We start from the raw sequence: 17,336 nt of genomic DNA, 5'->3' as shown, positions 1-17,336 counted from the left end.
TGCTGGGCAAGGCCCAGGCAGGTGACGGTGGCGGAGTAATGGGTTTTCCCTCTGTTTCCCGGAAAAGTAGCCCTAAACAACGCCCCACAAAGAAAACAAAAAAGCAGGTGTTGCCACCTGCTTTTCTACTTCTCTCACAGAATTAATTCGCGTATTTAGAGAGGAACTTGATGCGCATCAGCCGCAGGTCATCCTCGGTATAATCATCGGTGCCTAGTTCCTTGATGGCTTCGGCCATGTTGTCTGTGGTGGAGCGCATGAAATAGTCAATCACCTCCTGCTGACGGTCCTCGTCCAGTACCCCGTTGATGTAGTAGTCCAGGTTGAGCTTGGTGCCGGAGTAGCAGATGTGCTCTATTTCCTCAATGAGCTCAGGCATGGTGATGCCCTTGGAAGAGGCAATCTCTTCCAGGTCCATCTTTTTGTCTATCTGCTGAATCACGTAGATCTTGAGCTTGGACTTGTTCACCGTGGTTTTGACCACCACATCGGCGGCGGTGACAATGTCGTTTTCCTCCACATATTTAGAGATCAGCTCCAAAAACGGCTTCCCGAACTTCTGCACCTTGCCCATACCCACCCCGGCAATGTGTGCCAGGTCTTCTTTGGTGGTAGGATACGTGGTGGCCATCTCCTTGATAGAGGGGTCCTGGAACAGCACGTACGGCGGCAGGTTCATCTCCTTGGCCAGCTTCTTGCGCAAGGCCTTGAGCATGTCAAAGAGAACGGCGTCATGCCCGGCCGCGGCCTGGGTTTCCTCTTTCTCCTCTTCCTGCTGTACCTCCTCGTCAAAGTTATGGTCTTTGGAGAACTTGATAGGGTGCGGGCTCTGCAGGAACTTCTCGCCTTTCTCGGTGATCTTGAGGGTACCTATGTTCTCAATGTCTTTCTCCAGGTAGTCAAACAGCAGGGCCTGCCGCACAATGGAGTTCCAGTACTGGGGCTCCTGCTCTTTGCCCACGCCAAACACCTCCAGCTGGTCATGCCCGTAGCTGTCTACGTACTGGTCTTTCAGGCCAATGAGCACGTGCACCAAGTGGTCAATGGCGAAGCGCTGGCCGGTCTGCACCGCGGCTTTCAGGGCATAGGTCAGTTCCTGTTCGGCCTCAAATTTCTCTTTGGGGTGGGTGCAGTTGTCACAGAAACCGCAGTCTTTGTCATACTGCTCGCCAAAGTAATGCAGCAACTGGCGGCGGCGGCAAACGGCTGAATCCGCGTAAGAGGCCATCTCCTGCAACAGGAGCTTGGAGTTGTCGCGCTCGGTGACGGGTTTGTCCTTGCTGAATTTCTCCAGTTTCAGGATGTCATCATAGCTATAGAACATGAGGCAGTTGCCTTCTAACCCGTCGCGTCCGCCGCGGCCGGTTTCCTGGTAATAGCCTTCAATGGATTTAGGGGTGTCATAGTGGATCACGAACCGGACATCGGGCTTGTCAATCCCCATGCCGAACGCGATGGTGGCCACAATCACGTCCACGTCTTCGTTGAGGAAGGCGTCTTGGTTGGCCATGCGCACCTGGGCGTCCAGGCCAGCGTGGTAAGGCAAGGCCTTCACGTCATTCACCTGCAGCAGTTCGGCAATCTCCTCTACTTTTTTGCGGCTGAGGCAATAGATGATGCCGCTTTTGCCCTTGTGCTTTTTGATGTACTGGATGAGCTGCTTTTTGGTATTGTGCTTAGGTCTTACCTCATAATACAAATTTGTACGATTAAAGGAGGACTTAAACACGGAGGCATCATCCATCTGCAGGTTCTTCTGGATGTCCAGCTGCACTTTGGGCGTGGCCGTGGCGGTCAGGGCAATGATGGGCAGGTTGCCGATGTTGTCAATGATGCCTCTGATCTTGCGGTACTCGGGCCGGAAGTCATGGCCCCACTCAGAGATACAGTGCGCCTCGTCAATGGCCACGAACGCGATCTTCGCTTGTTTCAGGAAATCAAGGGTGTCTTCTTTGGTCAAGGACTCCGGAGCCACGTACAGCAGTTTCACCTCCCCGCTCACGGTCTCCTTCTTCACCTTGTTCATCTCCGCTTTTGACAAGGTAGAGTTCAGGAACTGGGCGTTTACCCCAAAGGCGTTCAATTGGTCTACCTGGTTTTTCATCAGCGCGATGAGCGGAGAAATCACAATAGCCGTTCCCTCCATGGCCAGGGCCGGGAGTTGGTAGCAAAGTGATTTTCCGGCTCCCGTGGGCATGATCACGAACGTGTTCTTGCCCGACAGGATGTTCTCTATAATCGCCTCCTGGTTGCCCCTGAATTGACTATAGCCGAAAACTTCCTTTAATTTGTTCTTTAATGATTCTTGTTTTACTAACATGTAATATGCTTGTTGTCGAGAAACAAGGGTTTGTACTTTCTTTTGTTGTCTTGTCTAATACAAATCTAACTTGAATATCACGAAAAATATCAAAAGCACCGCAAAAAAAGTGCTGCAGGAAGAAGCCGCCGCTATTCTGCAACTCGCGGACTATATCAATGACGAATTTCAGGCCTGCGTGGAGGCAATATTGGCCATAAAAGGCCGTGTGGTGGTCACAGGCATAGGCAAGAGCGCCAACATAGCCTCCAAAATCGTGGCCACGCTCAACTCTACCGGCACCCCGGCTTTGTTTATGCACGCCGCTGATGCCATCCACGGAGACCTGGGCATGATCCAAGCCGATGATTTCGTGATTTGCCTCTCTAAAAGCGGAAACACGCCTGAAATAAAGGTGCTGGTACCGCTGCTCAAGCGCAAAGGCACCAAACTGGCGGCCCTGGTGTCTAACGTAGATTCTTACCTGGCCCAGCAGTCTGACTTTGTGCTGAACGCCACCATTGAACGCGAGGCTTGCCCCAACAACCTGGCTCCCACCACCAGCACCACCGCCCACCTGGCCCTGGGCGATGCCCTGGCCGTCTGCCTGCTGGAGTCCCGCAACTTCAGCAAAGAGGATTTTGGCGCTTTGCACCCGGGTGGCTCTTTAGGCAAGCGGCTTTACCTGAAAGTAGGTGATATTTACAGCCTCAACGCCGCCCCGCAGGTGCAGACAGACGCCACCCTCAAAGAGATCATCATTGAAATCTCCTCAAAACGCCTGGGCGCTACTGCGGTTCTGGATAATTCTGGTAACTTAACCGGTATTATCACAGACGGGGATTTACGGCGGATGCTCTCTAATTTTGAGAATTTGACTGGTATCACGGCAGCTGCCATCATGACGCCCTCCCCGCTTACCATCGATTGTGATGAATATGCCGTAGAAGCCTTGGTGACCATGCAGAAAAAGAACATCACCCAGCTTATAGTGACCAAAGAAGGTTCGTTTGCAGGGTTTGTGCACCTGCATGATTTACTGAAAGAAGGATTAGTATAAAATACATGAACGACAACACGTACGTAGTGATCATGGCAGGTGGCATTGGGAGCCGCTTCTGGCCGTTTAGCCGGGTAAACCATCCTAAACAATTCCATGATGTGCTGGGCATTGGCGAAAGCATGATCCAAACCACTGTTAAACGCTTTGAGGGCATCTGCCCGCCGGAGAACATCTTTGTGGTGACGCACCGTGACTATGCTTACCTGGTGCGGGAACACCTGCCAGACCTCACAGAAAACCAGATCCTGCAAGAACCCATTGGCCGCAACACCGCCCCCTGCATTGCCTACGCCTGCTTCAAGATAGCCAAGCGCAACCCCAACGCCAACATTGTGATTGCCCCGGCAGACCATGTGATCCTACGCGAAGAGGCCTTCAAAACCTGCATCAAAGAAGCCTTGAAAGCCACCGCTGCCAGCGAGATACTGGTTACCCTGGGCATCAAGCCTACCCGGCCCCATACCGGTTACGGGTATATCCAGTTCATTGGCGAGGAAGGCCAAGCCCTCAAGAAGGTGAAAACGTTCACCGAAAAACCTTCACTGGAGATTGCCCAAATGTTTCTGGACAGCGGGGAGTTTGTCTGGAACGCCGGTATCTTCATCTGGAACGCCCAAGCCATTATCAAGGCATTCCACCAATACCTGGGTGACATGGCCGAAACCTTTGAAGAAGGCATTCCGGTTTTGGACACAGACGACGAGGAAAGATTCATCAACCGCGCTTACTCGCACTGCCCCAACATCTCCATTGACTATGGTATCATGGAAAAGGCAGACAACGTGTTCGTGATCTTAGGTGATTTTGGCTGGTCTGACCTGGGTAGCTGGGACTCACTCTACAGCCTCTCAGAGAAAACCCCCGAAGGCAACGTGATAGACGGCAACGTGCTCACCTATGACGTGAAAAACTGCATTGTCAAGACGCCCCAGAACCAACTGGTGGTGCTCCAGGGCCTGGAAGACTATATTGTGGCCGCCCATGACAACGTCTTCATGGTGTGCCGCCGCGAAGACGAGCAGAAAGTAAAAGACTTTGTGGCCGATGCCAAGGCCATGAAAGGCCAGAATTTCATGTAGAATCATAAAAGTAGCCCCAAAAGGAAAGCGGGCACCCTGAACTCAGGGTGCCCGCTTTCCTTTTGGGGCTACTTTCTTAAAAAGAGGAGTTATTTACCTCCTGGTTGCCTGGTAAGCATGTATACATCTGAGATGTCACCTCGGCGGCGGGTGAGGGTAATGCCGCCTTGCGCGTCAGTGGCCAGGGTGAAGGTGCCGTCCAGGATCAGAGTCCAGTCAAAGTTAGCCGTCCAGAAGGATTCGTCTTTAAAAACCACTTCCTGCCCTTGCACGCGGTAGGTTCCCTTGCCTATGGCGGGGTACTGAGGAAGGCTGCTGCTGCCCGAGAACGATTGGTCCTGCAAGACCAGCGTCACGTCTGAGGAAGGGTAAAGAGCCGTGGGGCTGGAGCGGGTAAAGGTGCCTACGTAGGTGCCGCTGGGCAGCACCCCGGGAGCGTCTTCCTCTTCCTCAAAGCAGGAAAAGGAGAGGAACGCCAGAAACAGAAGAAGTACTTTATTTTTCATGGCCTATCTTTTTACGTAAGACCCATCCTATAGCCTAAGGGCTGCATCAGGTATTGGATTTTTATTCCGAATAGAGAAAATGGTTTCACCGTTCTTTAAATCCCATCTGCCTAAGGGAAGAAAATGGTAGTAAGCGACACCAACGCCCAAGGAATGAAATATGCCGTTAGGATCCCCTTAGCAAGGGAAAAGAATGCGAAGGAACAAAAGGTAGCAATGCCTGGAAGACAAAAGAGGAAGGAATGCGAGGGAGCAAAAGAAAGCAATGTCAAGGAGCAAAAGATAGGCAAGCGTGGGAGACAAGGCGGTGCCGTTGTCTCTACAAGAGGTTCATCATCACCAGTAATGCTACTTTCCCCGTTCCAGTCTTTCCCGAGCGCGCCTCGCTTTTGGCCCTAGATAAGCAGCAACTATGAGAGAAGAACTCTTCAGGCCGAAAGGGCAGTGCGAGAGGGGAAGACGGGGCCTCGCGGCCGTGAGCGCTCGGAGGGCAGCTATGCAAAGACCAGGCATAAGGGCCTCGCAGACAGCATCCGCTACGCCAGCCATGGCAAAAGGCATGCACACCTACGGGAGAAAGAAAACAAGCCATGGTAACAGCCAAAGGCATACACCTACCCATCAATGCTTTAGCTACCAGGGGTATTAAAAAAAGCCTTTCGGGCTTGTTTTACAGAAAACAGACCCGAAAGGCTTCAAGGCAGAGACTAATTAAATTTATTGGGCTTGACGCTGTCTTAGGGCTTCATACAGAATGATGCCACTGGCCACCGACACGTTCAGGGACTGCACCTGCCCTACCATCGGGATCTTCACCCGCACATCGGCTCTCTTCAGGTATTCCGGCGAGATGCCGTCTTCCTCACTGCCCATGAGTACGGCCACCGGACCGGTCAAATCCACGGCAGTGTCAGTTAAGTTATCCTCAGCTTTCTCAGTACAGGCCACTACCCGGATACCCGACTGCCGCAGGAACTGCAGGGTGTCTTTGAGGTTGGTCTCGCGGCACACCGGAATCAGGCTCAAAGCACCGGCTGAGGTTTTAAGGGCATCGGCGTTGATCTGGGCGGCTCCGCGGCTGGGGATCACAATGGCGTCCACGCCCATACACTCGGCGTTACGGGCAATGGCCCCGAAGTTCCGTACGTCGGTGATGCGGTCCAGCACCAGCAGCAACGGATCTTTGCCCTTTTCAAAAATAGAGGCCACAATCTCATCCAGGGGGGAATAAGAGATAGCCGACAGGTACCCTACCGCGCCCTGGTGGTTCTTGCGGGTAAGCTGGTCTAGTTTCTCCACCGGCACCAAAGAGATAGGAATCTGGGCTTCTTTGGCCAGCTCGGTGATTTCCTGGCTGATGCTGTGCTTGGTGCCTTTGAGCAGGTAGATCTTCTCCATGGTCTTGCCGGCGTGCAAGGCTTCAAGTATCGGCCGTAGGCCGAACACCATCTCCATTTTATCTACCTTTGGCTGGGTGTAATGCCTTGGCTTTCCGCCGCCGTCTCTATCTCTGTTATTTCTGTTCTCCATGGATGTTATGCGTTGATCTGCAGGTTACCTGCTCATTTAAATTGCCTGCAAAGGTAGCCGTATTTCAGCAGAAATCTACCAGTTGATTTGCAGGCCGTCTCCTACCAGCCGTTTACCGGCCCTTTTTGGTAAAACGGCCTAAACGGAACCCTCTAATCCTACGGAATTGCCCACCGTTGTTTAAGCCTGCTGGTTGCCTTTTGCCCAGCGTTTTCAACAGATCTCAGCAGAAACTTACTGCTGAGATTTGACCTCTCCACCAGCCAAAGAAGCCAAGCCTTTAGGGAGGGGTATCGCTCCAGTGGCGGCTCAAGAATGTTATCTGGAAAGCCAGGCCGTTACAACTTTGTTAAGCTAGTTCATCCTCCGATTCAGGCCTTATTTCCTTAAAACAGGCCTAATACAGGGTATTGATAAAAACGATCTGGCTAGCTGGTTTAAGTGCCGTTTTTAGAAAAAAGAGGCAAAAAGAAAGGCCCGTTATTTCTAACCGGCCTTTCTTTTTGCCTCAAGCCATTTCCGTTTAGCGGTTCATCTGGCCATAGAACTGCATGAACTTCTGCTCAATCTCAGTGGCTTTTTCCGTCATGCCCACCTGGCGGGCTACCTGGATCAGCTGCTGCATGATGAAGAGGTTGATCCGGATCTCGGTCTCAAACAAAGAGCCTTGCGTGAAGTAGTACCGCAGCGAATTGTCGGCCCGGTTGGCCATGGTGTTCACAATCTCCTGGGCGCGCTTCTGCTCCCCTACCTCGTACAACGGCACCACAAACGGTGGTATATAGTAGTCATACGGAATGGATTTGTCTGGCAACTGGGTGAAGCAGTGGTCCATGATCTTCTTGGCGGTGGCCTTGTCTCCGGCTTTCAGGTACTCCAGGGTGAGTTGGTAGAACTTGTCACGGGCGTTGGCCGGGAAGCGCAGGTAATTCTCGTCATAGAAGATATCTGTACGGTCCAGGTTGCGCCAGGAGAACTTGTTCATCATGTTGTCATACATGATGTCACGGGCAATGTAACCCATGTGGTCAGAGGAAGTGCTTTGCACCGGCACTACGCGGTAGGCCAGGCCTTCCAGCTGCAGGTAGTTCTCTAAGCCCATGAAGTCAGAATTGTCTGCCGTGGTAGAGAAATACACCGGGCGCTGCCAGTTGTTGTTGGCCAGCAGGTCAAGAATAGCCAAGTGCTTTTTCTCCAGGCCGCTTTTGTCAATGGTCCAGCGCATCTGGCTTACCACAGAGTCCCGGTACGCCGGGGCTACGGCGTTGGCCGCCAGAACCGCGTTCTTGTCTACGTTCAGGAAGAAGTTCTTGGTAGGGAAAGACAGGTACGTACGTCCGGCCCGGTCTCCTATCTGCAGCGCCTGGTGGTTCTGCTTCACCAACTGGATGTACTGTTTCAGGTCAATGCCGCTGGCCACCTCTGGGCGCTCCACGTAGGGCAGGTAGTCATTGATGCCCTGGCGGTAGTTCTCGTTCTCCAGGCTCATAGGGAACGGCGCAGACAGGTACGCCTGGCGTTTCATCTGATCCAGGTACCAGTCGGTGTTCATGTAGCTCAATACGGCTACGCGCACATCGGTCCGGAACCCTTCCACCTCCTGGGCATACCACAGCGGGAAAGTGTCATTGTCGCCGTTGGTGAACAGGATGGCGTTGGGCGCTACGGAGCTCAGCAGGTTCTTAGCAGAGTCTACGGAATGGTAACGGTCTGAGCGGTCATGGTCATCCCAGCCCTCGGCCGCCATGATACCCGGAATCAGCAAGCCTACCACCGTGGCAATGACACCCGCCATCACATCAGATTTCAGGGTTTTGCGCAGGAAATCGGCAATGGCCAACACGCCCAGGCCAATCCAGATGCAATACGCGTAGAAGGCACCCGCAAAGGTGTAATCCCGCTCCCGGGGCTCAATGGGTGGCTGGTTCAGGTAAATCACAATGGCCAGACCGGTGAAGAAGAAAAGCAGACCCACCACAAAGGCATCGCGCTGTTTTCTTCTCAGTTGGAAGACCAAGCCCAGAATACCCAGGGCCAGAGGAAGCATCAGGAAGTTGTTGCGGGCTTTGCTTTGGGCCACGCGCTCCGGCAGCCCGTCGCTACTCTCCCAAGGCCATAACACGCCAGACTGCTGGATATCGCCTTCGCGGCCAATGAAGTTCCACCCGAAATAGCGCCAGAACATATGGCCCATCTGGTAACGGAACAGGAAGCTCAGGTTATCGCCGAAGCTAGGCATCTTGCCATCCTGGATGTCTACCCATTTCTTGTATTGCACAATGTGCCCCGGCTGGTTACTGTACAGACGCGGCAACAGGGTTTTGTCTTTGGAGTCATACACCGGCTCCACCTTACGGCCTACCTCAATGTACTTGTCTTTTCCTTTGATGTATTGGGCAGCGCCCTCTTTCTGGTCTACCGGCTCAGCGTTGAACTGCGGCCCAAACAACAACGGACGGTCCCCGTACTGCTCACGCTTGAGGTAAGACACAAAGCTCACAATGTTCTCAGGGTCGTTCTCGTCAATGGTAGGGTCATACCCAGACCGGATAGGGATGATCAGGTACGAAGAATATCCGATCAACACGAAGATAAAGCTCAACAGCGCAGTATGCAGCACGCGATTACCCGTACGTATGGCATGGCGCACCGCCCACACGATTCCGCCAATGAACAGCGCCACAAAGAAAATCACCCCAGCGCCAAATGGCATCCCGAAGCTGTTCACGAACAATACCTCAAACCAACCGGCAATAGAAGGCAGACCCGGGATAACTCCCACCAGCACAATGCCCAGAATGAGGGCACTCACTACCAGGGTCAGGATAGCGCCTTTGTTGGAGTACTTTCTAAGGCGGAAGAAGAAGATAAACGCCAGGGCCGGAATAGCCACCAGGTTCAGCAAATGGACTCCAATGGAGAGACCCACCATGTACGCGATCAGGACCAGCCACTTGTCTGACACCGCCTCATGCGCGCGGCTTTCCCAGCGGAGCATGGCCCACACCACAAAGGCGGTGAAGAACGAAGACATGGCATACACCTCTGCTTCTACCGCAGAAAACCAGAAAGAGTCTGAAAACGTGAAAGCCAAGGCACCCACGGCCCCAGCACCCATAATGGCGATGGTCTGGCTCAGGGTAGGTGCCACGGCGGCGTCTACCACCTCTGCGGTGGCAGAGACTCTGGAAGTGGCGGCTACGGAGGGTACCAGTATTTTACGGGCCAGGATGGTGATGGTCCAGAAAAGGAACAGGACGGTGAAAGAACTGGATAAGGCTGAAAGCAGGTTTACCCACCAAGCCACCTGTGAAGGATCACCCGCAAACATGGAGAAAATACGGCCCAGTAACAGGTAAAAGGGAGCACCCGGCGGGTGAGGAACCAAGAGTTTGTATGAACTGGCGATGAACTCTCCACTGTCCCAGAAACTGGCGGTAGGCTCCAGGGTAAGGACATACACGATGGTGGCCACCGCGAATACCAGCCAACCCACCAGATTGTTGATCCGATTGTATTGCAACATGATGTGTTTATGATTGAACCCTCGAAATTAGCAATTTTCTAAACGTATAGCCTCTTGCCAACCCCAATAAATAAAAAAAGAGCCAGCAAATGCTGGCTCTCCTATAACTAAAGCAGGCGCAACTTATTGCTGCTGCAGGATAAGACGCTTGGTTTCCACCATTTTCTCGTTCACCAGCAAGCTGTAGAAATAGATACCGGCGGGAAGCGGGGAAAGGTCTACCACAATGGTCTCTGTCACCGAAGGCTGCATGACCGGAATCTCTTTGTACACCTTGCCAATGGCATTGGAGATGCGGATCTTGTAGTTCTCATCACCCAGCGCATTCAAGGAAATCTTGGTGATGCCTCTGGAGGGGTTGGGGTACGCATTGAGCGACGGGATCAGCTTAGACTCTTTGTTTCCCTGATTCAGGAAAAAGGTTTTTCTGGCACCGGCAGTAGACGCAGACACATGCTGCACCCCGGGTTTGATGGCTAATCTATCAGATTTCTTGGTCAGGTAAAGAAAGGGGGAATATTTTTTAGCGTTGGGGTTGTAAGAAGGAAAGTTGAGCGCGGGCAATATCCCTAAATCTGTCACCGTTAATCCCGTAGGAGTGCGCCAGTTCAGAAATACGGTATCTGACTTGGTCGTTTCAACGGTACGGGTGCCCACCGGCAAACCACCCGGTATCACCCCCAAAGAGGCAGCTTTGCTTCCTAAAACCATTCCCAGGGTAAGAACCCCCAGGAAAACACGTGTAAAAATTTTCATACCATATATGCCAAGAAGGTTGGTGACTATTTTCAGAATGTTCCAAATATAACAGCCCGGTAGCAAACCACCAAGAGAATAATATACTTTTCACTATCTATTTCACTAAAAAAAACAATCGTGCCTTTCAAAGATCCAAGCCAATTCCAGGTCTTTTCACAATAACTAGGCCAGAATCAAGAAACCTACAGTACAAACTTGATTTCCTGGAACTGGAAGAACTCCAATTTCTGTTCAATGAGTACCGCCAGCCGTCCGGTTGTGTCTACCCCTGCAATTTGCCCTTGAACTACCTGCCCCTTCACCTCAAACCTATGCCATTCCTGGTACCGGTACAGGTGCTGCAGGTATTCCCTTTTCTGCGCCTCTGCCCCCCCGCTGCGCAAGGCCAGGTATCGGTGCTCCAGGTTCTCCAACAACCTATCAATCAGCCGGGCAAGCGGCAATTGCCGGCCGGTGACCAAGGCCAGCGAAGTGGCCTGCGGATAGGCAAAGGTCACTTGGTTCACGTTGATGCCAATGCCAATCACGCTGTGCTGTAACCGGTGGCCGCTGATGGTGTTCTCAATCAGGATGCCCCCGGCCTTCTGGTCCTGCACATATAGGTCATTGGGCCATTTTAGCCGGGCGCCGGTAGGCACATATTCCCGCAGCAAGTCCAGCGCGGCCAGGGAAACGGCCACGTTAAGGGAAAACTGGTGCTGCGCCTCCAGAAAGGTGGGCTTCAATATGGCAGACAACGTAATGTTTTTGTCAGGCTCCACCTCCCAGACATTGCCACGTTGGCCGCGTCCGCCGGTTTGGGCACCCGCCACTATGACACAACCGTCCGTGGCGCCATTTTTGTTAAGAAGCAGGTGTGCCTCTGTGTTGGTAGAGGCACATTCTGGCATAAAAACCAACTGTTGGCCTACAAAAAGGGTGTTCGGTGAATTTTTTTGCAAAGACTTTAGTATTTTTGAAGATCAAATTTATATTTCCCAAATGAAACACAACACGATTCAGGACAATTCCGACATATTGGCAGAACTGGTGGTAAAAGGCATGCAAGAAAGAAAAGCGGCTGATATTGTCATTCTCAACCTGAAATCTTTGAAGAACGCCGTCTCAGACTACTTTATCATTAGCTCTGCCACCTCAGATACGCAGCTAGATGCCATAGCCACGTCTATTGAGGAAGAAGTTTTCAAGCTAACCAAAGAAAATCCGTGGCAGAGTGAAGGCCGCACAAACCGTGAATGGGTGGTGCTGGACTACGTAGACGTAGTGGCCCACATCTTCCTCAAGGAGAAACGTAATTTCTACGCACTGGAAGAACTCTGGGGCGATGCCGAGATTACGCATGTAGAGTCTACTGAAGGCTCTACCTCAGCCGTGGTCTAAACAAAAAAACCGCCCTGAGGTTTACCTTTATTGAAGAGAACAACCCATGACAGAAAAACCAGAAAAAAAGAGAAAAAGAAAGATAATACCCACCACCCCGCCTAGACCTACCATGCAGATCTGGGTTCTGGCGGCACTTGTGCTTTTCATTTTCGGACTTACCTACTATAACAACCTGAACGCCACGGTTGAGATCAGACAGCCGCGCTTTGAAGAAATGCTTCTGGCGCAGGATGTGAAGAAAGTGGCCGTGGTCAATAACAACGTGGCCGAGGTGACCTTGAAAGAGGAAGCCCTCAAAAACGAGAAGTACCGGACAGAACTGGAGAGCCGCGGGAGTTTCAGCATGAACACCCAAGGCGCCCACTACCACTTCCCTATCATTACCGCAGAAAGTTTCAAGCAGGACTTGGACAAGATGCAGGCGGAGGTACCGCGTGAGCAACGCGTACCCCTGGAGATTGAGAAACGCACCGGACTCCTGGAACTGCTCATGGGCTGGCCTTTCTTCATCTTGTTGATGGTGGGCTTCTGGTTCCTGATGCGCCGTATGGCCACCGGTGGAGCCGGCGGACAGATCTTCAACATAGGCAAGTCACGCGCCGCCCTTTTTGACGCGGAGAACAAGGTGAAAATCACCTTCAAAGACGTAGCCGGCCTGGAAGAAGCCAAAGAAGAGATCCAGGAGATTGTGGAATTCCTGAAGAACCCCACCAAATTCACCATTCTGGGCGGTAAAATCCCGAAGGGTGCCTTGCTGGTAGGTCCTCCGGGTACCGGTAAAACCTTACTGGCGAAAGCCGTGGCGGGTGAAGCCGATGTGCCCTTCTTCTCCCTGTCTGGTTCAGACTTCGTGGAGATGTTTGTGGGGGTAGGTGCCGCCCGTGTGCGTGACCTGTTCAAGCAAGCCAAGGCCAAAGCGCCCTGTATCATCTTCATTGATGAGATTGACGCCATTGGCCGTAGCCGTAGCCGCGGGCAGATGCCCGGCGGTAACGATGAGCGCGAGAACACCCTGAACTCCCTGCTGGTAGAGATGGACGGTTTCGCCACAGATTCTGGGGTAATTATCCTGGCTGCTACCAACCGCCCAGACATTTTGGACTCTGCGTTATTGCGCCCAGGTCGTTTCGACCGCCAGATCAGCATTGACAAACCAGACATCAACGGCCGTACCCATATCTTTGGCGTGCACTTGGGGCCTTTGACCTTGTCTGGAGACGTAGACGCCAAAAAGTTAGCTGCCCAGACCCCTGGTTTCGCCGGTGCCGAGATTGCGAACGTGTGTAACGAAGCTGCCCTGATCGCCGCCCGCCGGAACAAGAAGGCCGTGGAGATGCAAGACTTCAACGATGCCATTGACCGTGTGATTGGTGGTTTGGAGAAGAAAAACAAGATCATCTCGCCGCAGGAAAAGAAAATCGTGGCGTACCACGAAGCCGGGCACGCGATTGCCGGCTGGTTCCTGGAGCACTGTGACCCGTTGGTGAAAGTGAGCATTGTACCGCGTGGCGTAGCTGCCTTAGGATATGCGCAGTATTTACCCAAAGAACAGTTCCTGTACAACACAGAGCAGTTGATAGACGAAATGTGTATGGCCTTGGGTGGTCGGGCTGCAGAGCAGATTGTCTTTGGTAAAATCTCTACGGGTGCCTTGAGTGACCTGGAGCGCATTACCAAGATGGCCTATAGCATTGTGACCATGTACGGCATGAACGAGCGCATTGGAAACCTGTCTTTCTATGACTCTAAGCAGCCAGACAACACGTTTACCAAGCCTTATTCAGAAACTACCGCTGAAACGATAGACTCTGAGGTGCGTTTGCTGGTGAGTGACGCGTACACCCGCACCATTCAGTTACTCACGCAGAAACGCCCGGAACTGGAATTAGTGGCCCAGGAGTTGTTGCAGAAGGAGATCATCTTCCAAAGCGACCTGGAACGTCTGGTAGGACCAAGGCCTTTTGAGGGTTTAACCAATTACCAGGCCCACACGGCTGGTACAGACCGCAGCAAGACGCAAAGCGAGGTGGCGGGTGAAAACCATATCATCGCGCCAACCGGTGCCCAGCAAAACCTGGAAGACACGCCAACGGCGGCTGAACCAACGGGTGCCCCTTCTTCCACCGGAGAAGGCACCACCTACAATTCGTAGGTCTTTTCTGAAAAGCAGGTCTAAAACGATAAAGTAACATGTACGAAGCCAAATCCAAAGAGATTGTGCTCCGCAAGGTAAGAGAGGCGCTGGCTAAGTCAGCGCCTTTTCTGCCTCCTACCCCCGACTTCTCCACCTCGGTCTATGGCCCCTTGCTGGAAGACCTGTCGGTGCAATTTGCCGAGACCTTCATCAGAAACAGTGGCACCTTTGTGTACTGTGAGAACGAGGAAGATTTCTTTGACCAGTTGTTTGAGTTCAAGAAAGAGCGGGGCATTGAGCATATGTACGTGTGGGAACCGGCGCTCAAGAAGATCCTGCACGCCGGCGGCATCCACTTCAACGGCACCGAGGAAGACTTCATAGGACAGGCCCAAGCCTCCCTGACCACCTGTGAAGCCTTGGTGGCCCGCACCGGCAGTATTCTGGTCTCCTCGGCCAACGCCAGTGGAAGAAGGCTGTCTGTGTACCCAACCATGCACCTGGTAGTGGCCAAACTGTCACAGCTGGTGCCTGATATCAAACAAGCGTTACAGTTTGTGCAAGGCAAATACGGCACCCGGTTGCCGTCCATGCTGTCAATGGTCAGCGGCCCCAGCCGCACCGCCGACATTGAGAAAACCTTAGTCATGGGCGCCCACGGCCCCAAAGAACTTATCTTGTTCCTCGTTGATGATCACACCGATTGACGTCCTCCCGCCTGGTAAGAAAGTATATTTCGCTTCAGACTTCCATCTAGGGGTACCTTCCCCGGAGAAAAGCCTGGCGCGAGAGAAAAAGATTGTTCGGTGGCTGGATCAGGTGAAAGGAGACGCGCACGCCATCTTCCTGCTGGGTGATATCTTCGATTTCTGGTTTGAGTACCGCCATGCTATCCCGCGGGGGTTCATCCGGCTCCAGGGCAAACTAGCGGAGATAGCCGACAGCGGAATTCCCATCTACCTTTTCACGGGAAACCATGATATGTGGATGTTTGATTACTTCCCCAAGGAACTGAACATACCGGTTCTGAGGAAACCCATTTCCACCAAGATTGGCGCGCACACCTTCTACATTGGGCACGGTGACGGCTTAGGCCCCAAAGACTATACCTACAAGGTGCTGAAGCGGGTGTTCGCCAACCCGGTAAGCCAATGGCTTTTTGCCAGGCTCCACCCCAACATGGGCATTGGCCTGGCTAATTTCTGGTCGCGCCGCAGCCGCATCCAGAATACCAAGGAAGACGAGGTATTCAAGGGCGATGACGAGTGGCTGGTGCATTATTGCCAGCGCGTGGAAGGAAGGCAGCACCATGACTTCTATGTCTTCGGGCACCGGCACTTACCGCTGGATCTTCCTATTGGGGACCGTAGCCGGTACCTGAACCTGGGAGAATGGGTTAATTATTGCTCTTATGCCGTATATGATGGCCAGGAACTCACCCTTACCTACTTTGAAGAGCAACTTGCGTAGCTTCTGCCTGGGCCTGATGGCCTGGTTGACGCTCCTCCCCGCTTTGGCAGGGGCGCAGACACCCGCTTGGCCGCTGCAATTCCAGGTTCCGGCGCAGGGGCACGCTTTGTTGTCCCTTGACCGGTTTGACCGCGCGTATGTGGCCGATGCCCGGCAGAACATCTTGCAGGTGGATACCACCGGCAAAGTTGCCAACCGGTTCTCGCCCACCATCCAGGGCCGGGTGACCATGGTAGAGGCCTGGAGTCCCGCCAAGATCTCCGTTTTCTATGACGACCGGCAGCGGGTACAGCTCCTGGACCGTTTTCTCACGCCCTTAGGTACGGCAGATCTACGCCAGTTCACAGACGGCACCATTAGGGCGGCCACCCTGGCCGCTGATGACCGGCTCTGGCTTTTTGACGAGACCACGTTCCGGCTTTTGAAGGTAGACACCCGCGTAAACCAGATCGTTTTTGAGAACCCCCTGGAACTGCTCCTGGACCGGCGGCAACATGACATCACCTTCCTGCGGGAATACCAGAACAAGCTGTACATGGTAGACCGCCTGTCTGGCATCTACGTGTTTGACAACATGGGCAACTACCAGAAAAAGCTCCCCTTGCCCCACCTCACCTACATAGGGTTTTTAGGCGATGAGCTGTATTACCTGGCCCACAACCAGCTGCACTTCCAGCATCTTTACACCTTTCAGACCCGCACGGTACCGTTGCCGGAGAAATCACAGCCCTACCGCCAGGTGCTGGCCGGCGACAAGCTCCTCTACCTGCTCACCAATGACTCCCTTTTTGCCTACCGCTGGCGTTAAACTGGTTTGCGGCTTCTTTTCAGGAAATCTCGCTAAAAGCGTATTGGCAGAGACACTCGCAGGTCTTCCAGACACTACGAGGTCTTTTGAGCGGGCGGTTTTGGGGAGGAGAGAAAACCTATTCCTAGATCAAATCCACGGTAGGTCCCCTGACAGGCTGAAAGGGAAGCGGCTCAGCCTGCCAGGCAATTTGGCTGGTCTGGAGACAAGCCGGGTTAATCAGAAAGTGAAAACATCCCCCTTCGCCCCCTTCAAAGGGGGAGTATTAGGAATATATGGGAGCAAAACAGGTAATGCGTGAGAGACAACGAATGAATGCGAAGGAGCAAAAGAAAGGAATGCGTAAAGTAAAGAGACAAGGCGGTGCCGTTGTCTCTACAGGGGTTCCATATCGCCGTCTTTACTAACTTTCCTCTGTTCCAGTCTTTCCCGAGCGCGCCTCGCTTTTGGCCCTAGATAGACGACTACTAAGCAGAACAGACAGTACAGGCCAAAAGGGCAGTGCGAGAGGGGAAGACGGGGCCTCGCGGCCGTGAGCGCACGGAGGGCAGCCATGGAACAACCCAGCATAAGGGCCTCGTCAAAAGCAGCCACTACGCCAGCCATGGCAAAAGGCATGCATCATAGAATTCTATGCCAACTGCACAGCTACTGGGTGGTTTCAGATACCTACAAGCAGGTGGTGCTCTCTTCAGAAGAAAGGAACGGCCAGTTATGTTTCAGCCCTAGGCACCACAGGTTGAGCACGTTGATTTCCGTTTCCGTCAGGATTTTCTTGC

The 17,336-nt window shown here is 52.9% G+C and carries 13 protein-coding genes; 7 read left to right on the top strand and 6 right to left on the bottom strand.

Annotated features, from left to right (window positions below; translation table 11 throughout):
* Positions 1-142 precede the first annotated feature (142 nt).
* Positions 143-2,320 carry a DNA helicase RecQ gene (gene recQ / locus FOE74_RS03465; protein ID WP_149097195.1) on the bottom strand — a complete coding sequence of 726 codons (2,178 nt, stop codon included), beginning with the start codon at positions 2,318-2,320 and terminating at the stop codon, positions 143-145.
* A gap of 70 nt (positions 2,321-2,390) precedes the next feature.
* Here recQ and FOE74_RS03460 point away from each other — a divergent pair, with 70 nt between their 5' ends.
* Together FOE74_RS03460 and FOE74_RS03455 are read left to right on the top strand one after the other, a co-directional pair.
* Positions 2,391-3,359 carry a KpsF/GutQ family sugar-phosphate isomerase gene (locus tag FOE74_RS03460; protein ID WP_149097194.1) on the top strand — a complete coding sequence of 323 codons (969 nt, stop codon included), beginning with the start codon at positions 2,391-2,393 and terminating at the stop codon, positions 3,357-3,359.
* A gap of 5 nt (positions 3,360-3,364) precedes the next feature.
* Entirely contained in the window at positions 3,365-4,441 is a 1,077-nt protein-coding gene (locus FOE74_RS03455; RefSeq protein WP_149097193.1) for a mannose-1-phosphate guanylyltransferase, read from the top strand.
* Positions 4,442-4,530: 89 nt separating this feature from the next.
* Here the strand turns inward: FOE74_RS03455 and FOE74_RS03450 are convergent, their stop codons facing one another.
* The 5 genes from FOE74_RS03450 to FOE74_RS03430 all read right to left on the bottom strand — a co-directional run bounded on the left by FOE74_RS03450 (position 4,531) and on the right by FOE74_RS03430 (position 11,652).
* Entirely contained in the window at positions 4,531-4,947 is a 417-nt protein-coding gene (locus FOE74_RS03450; protein ID WP_149097192.1) for a hypothetical protein, read from the bottom strand.
* A gap of 717 nt (positions 4,948-5,664) precedes the next feature.
* Positions 5,665-6,477 carry a 23S rRNA (guanosine(2251)-2'-O)-methyltransferase RlmB gene (gene rlmB, locus FOE74_RS03445; RefSeq protein WP_149097191.1) on the bottom strand — a complete coding sequence of 271 codons (813 nt, stop codon included), beginning with the start codon at positions 6,475-6,477 and terminating at the stop codon, positions 5,665-5,667.
* A 523-nt stretch (positions 6,478-7,000) separates the two neighbouring features.
* Entirely contained in the window at positions 7,001-10,003 is a 3,003-nt protein-coding gene (locus FOE74_RS03440; protein ID WP_149097190.1) for a glycosyltransferase family 117 protein, read from the bottom strand.
* A 123-nt stretch (positions 10,004-10,126) separates the two neighbouring features.
* Positions 10,127-10,759, bottom strand: a complete 633-nt coding sequence (locus tag FOE74_RS03435) for a T9SS type A sorting domain-containing protein (RefSeq protein ID WP_225840608.1) — start codon at positions 10,757-10,759, stop codon at positions 10,127-10,129.
* A 185-nt stretch (positions 10,760-10,944) separates the two neighbouring features.
* Positions 10,945-11,652, bottom strand: a complete 708-nt coding sequence (locus tag FOE74_RS03430) for a biotin--[acetyl-CoA-carboxylase] ligase (protein WP_149097471.1) — start codon at positions 11,650-11,652, stop codon at positions 10,945-10,947.
* 91 nt (positions 11,653-11,743) lie between these two features.
* On the opposite strand from FOE74_RS03430, the gene rsfS reads away from it, so the two are divergent.
* From rsfS to FOE74_RS03405, 5 genes are read left to right on the top strand one after another with little or no spacing between them, the layout of a single operon-like run.
* Positions 11,744-12,142 (top strand): ribosome silencing factor, encoded by a 399-nt coding sequence (rsfS, locus tag FOE74_RS03425; protein ID WP_149097189.1) that lies wholly within the window; start codon positions 11,744-11,746, stop codon positions 12,140-12,142.
* Positions 12,143-12,188: 46 nt separating this feature from the next.
* A complete protein-coding gene (ftsH, locus tag FOE74_RS03420) occupies positions 12,189-14,297 on the top strand; it encodes an ATP-dependent zinc metalloprotease FtsH (protein WP_149097188.1) in 2,109 nt (702 codons plus the stop codon).
* Positions 14,298-14,335: 38 nt separating this feature from the next.
* On the top strand, positions 14,336-14,986 hold the full coding sequence (locus FOE74_RS03415) for a LutC/YkgG family protein (protein WP_149097187.1): 651 nt from the start codon (positions 14,336-14,338) through the stop codon (positions 14,984-14,986).
* Positions 14,970-15,749, top strand: a complete 780-nt coding sequence (locus tag FOE74_RS03410) for a UDP-2,3-diacylglucosamine diphosphatase (RefSeq protein ID WP_149097186.1) — start codon at positions 14,970-14,972, stop codon at positions 15,747-15,749. Before FOE74_RS03415 ends, FOE74_RS03410 begins: the two co-directional genes overlap by 17 nt.
* Positions 15,730-16,557, top strand: a complete 828-nt coding sequence (locus tag FOE74_RS03405; protein ID WP_149097185.1) for a hypothetical protein — start codon at positions 15,730-15,732, stop codon at positions 16,555-16,557. Before FOE74_RS03410 ends, FOE74_RS03405 begins: the two co-directional genes overlap by 20 nt.
* Positions 16,558-17,336: the final 779 nt, after the last annotated feature.

Source organism: Rufibacter glacialis, from assembly GCF_008271745.1.
Lineage (GTDB): Bacteria > Bacteroidota > Bacteroidia > Cytophagales > Hymenobacteraceae > Nibribacter > Nibribacter glacialis.
The sequence above is the reverse complement of the archived record's forward strand: the minus strand, read 5'-3'. Positions and strand labels throughout refer to the sequence as shown.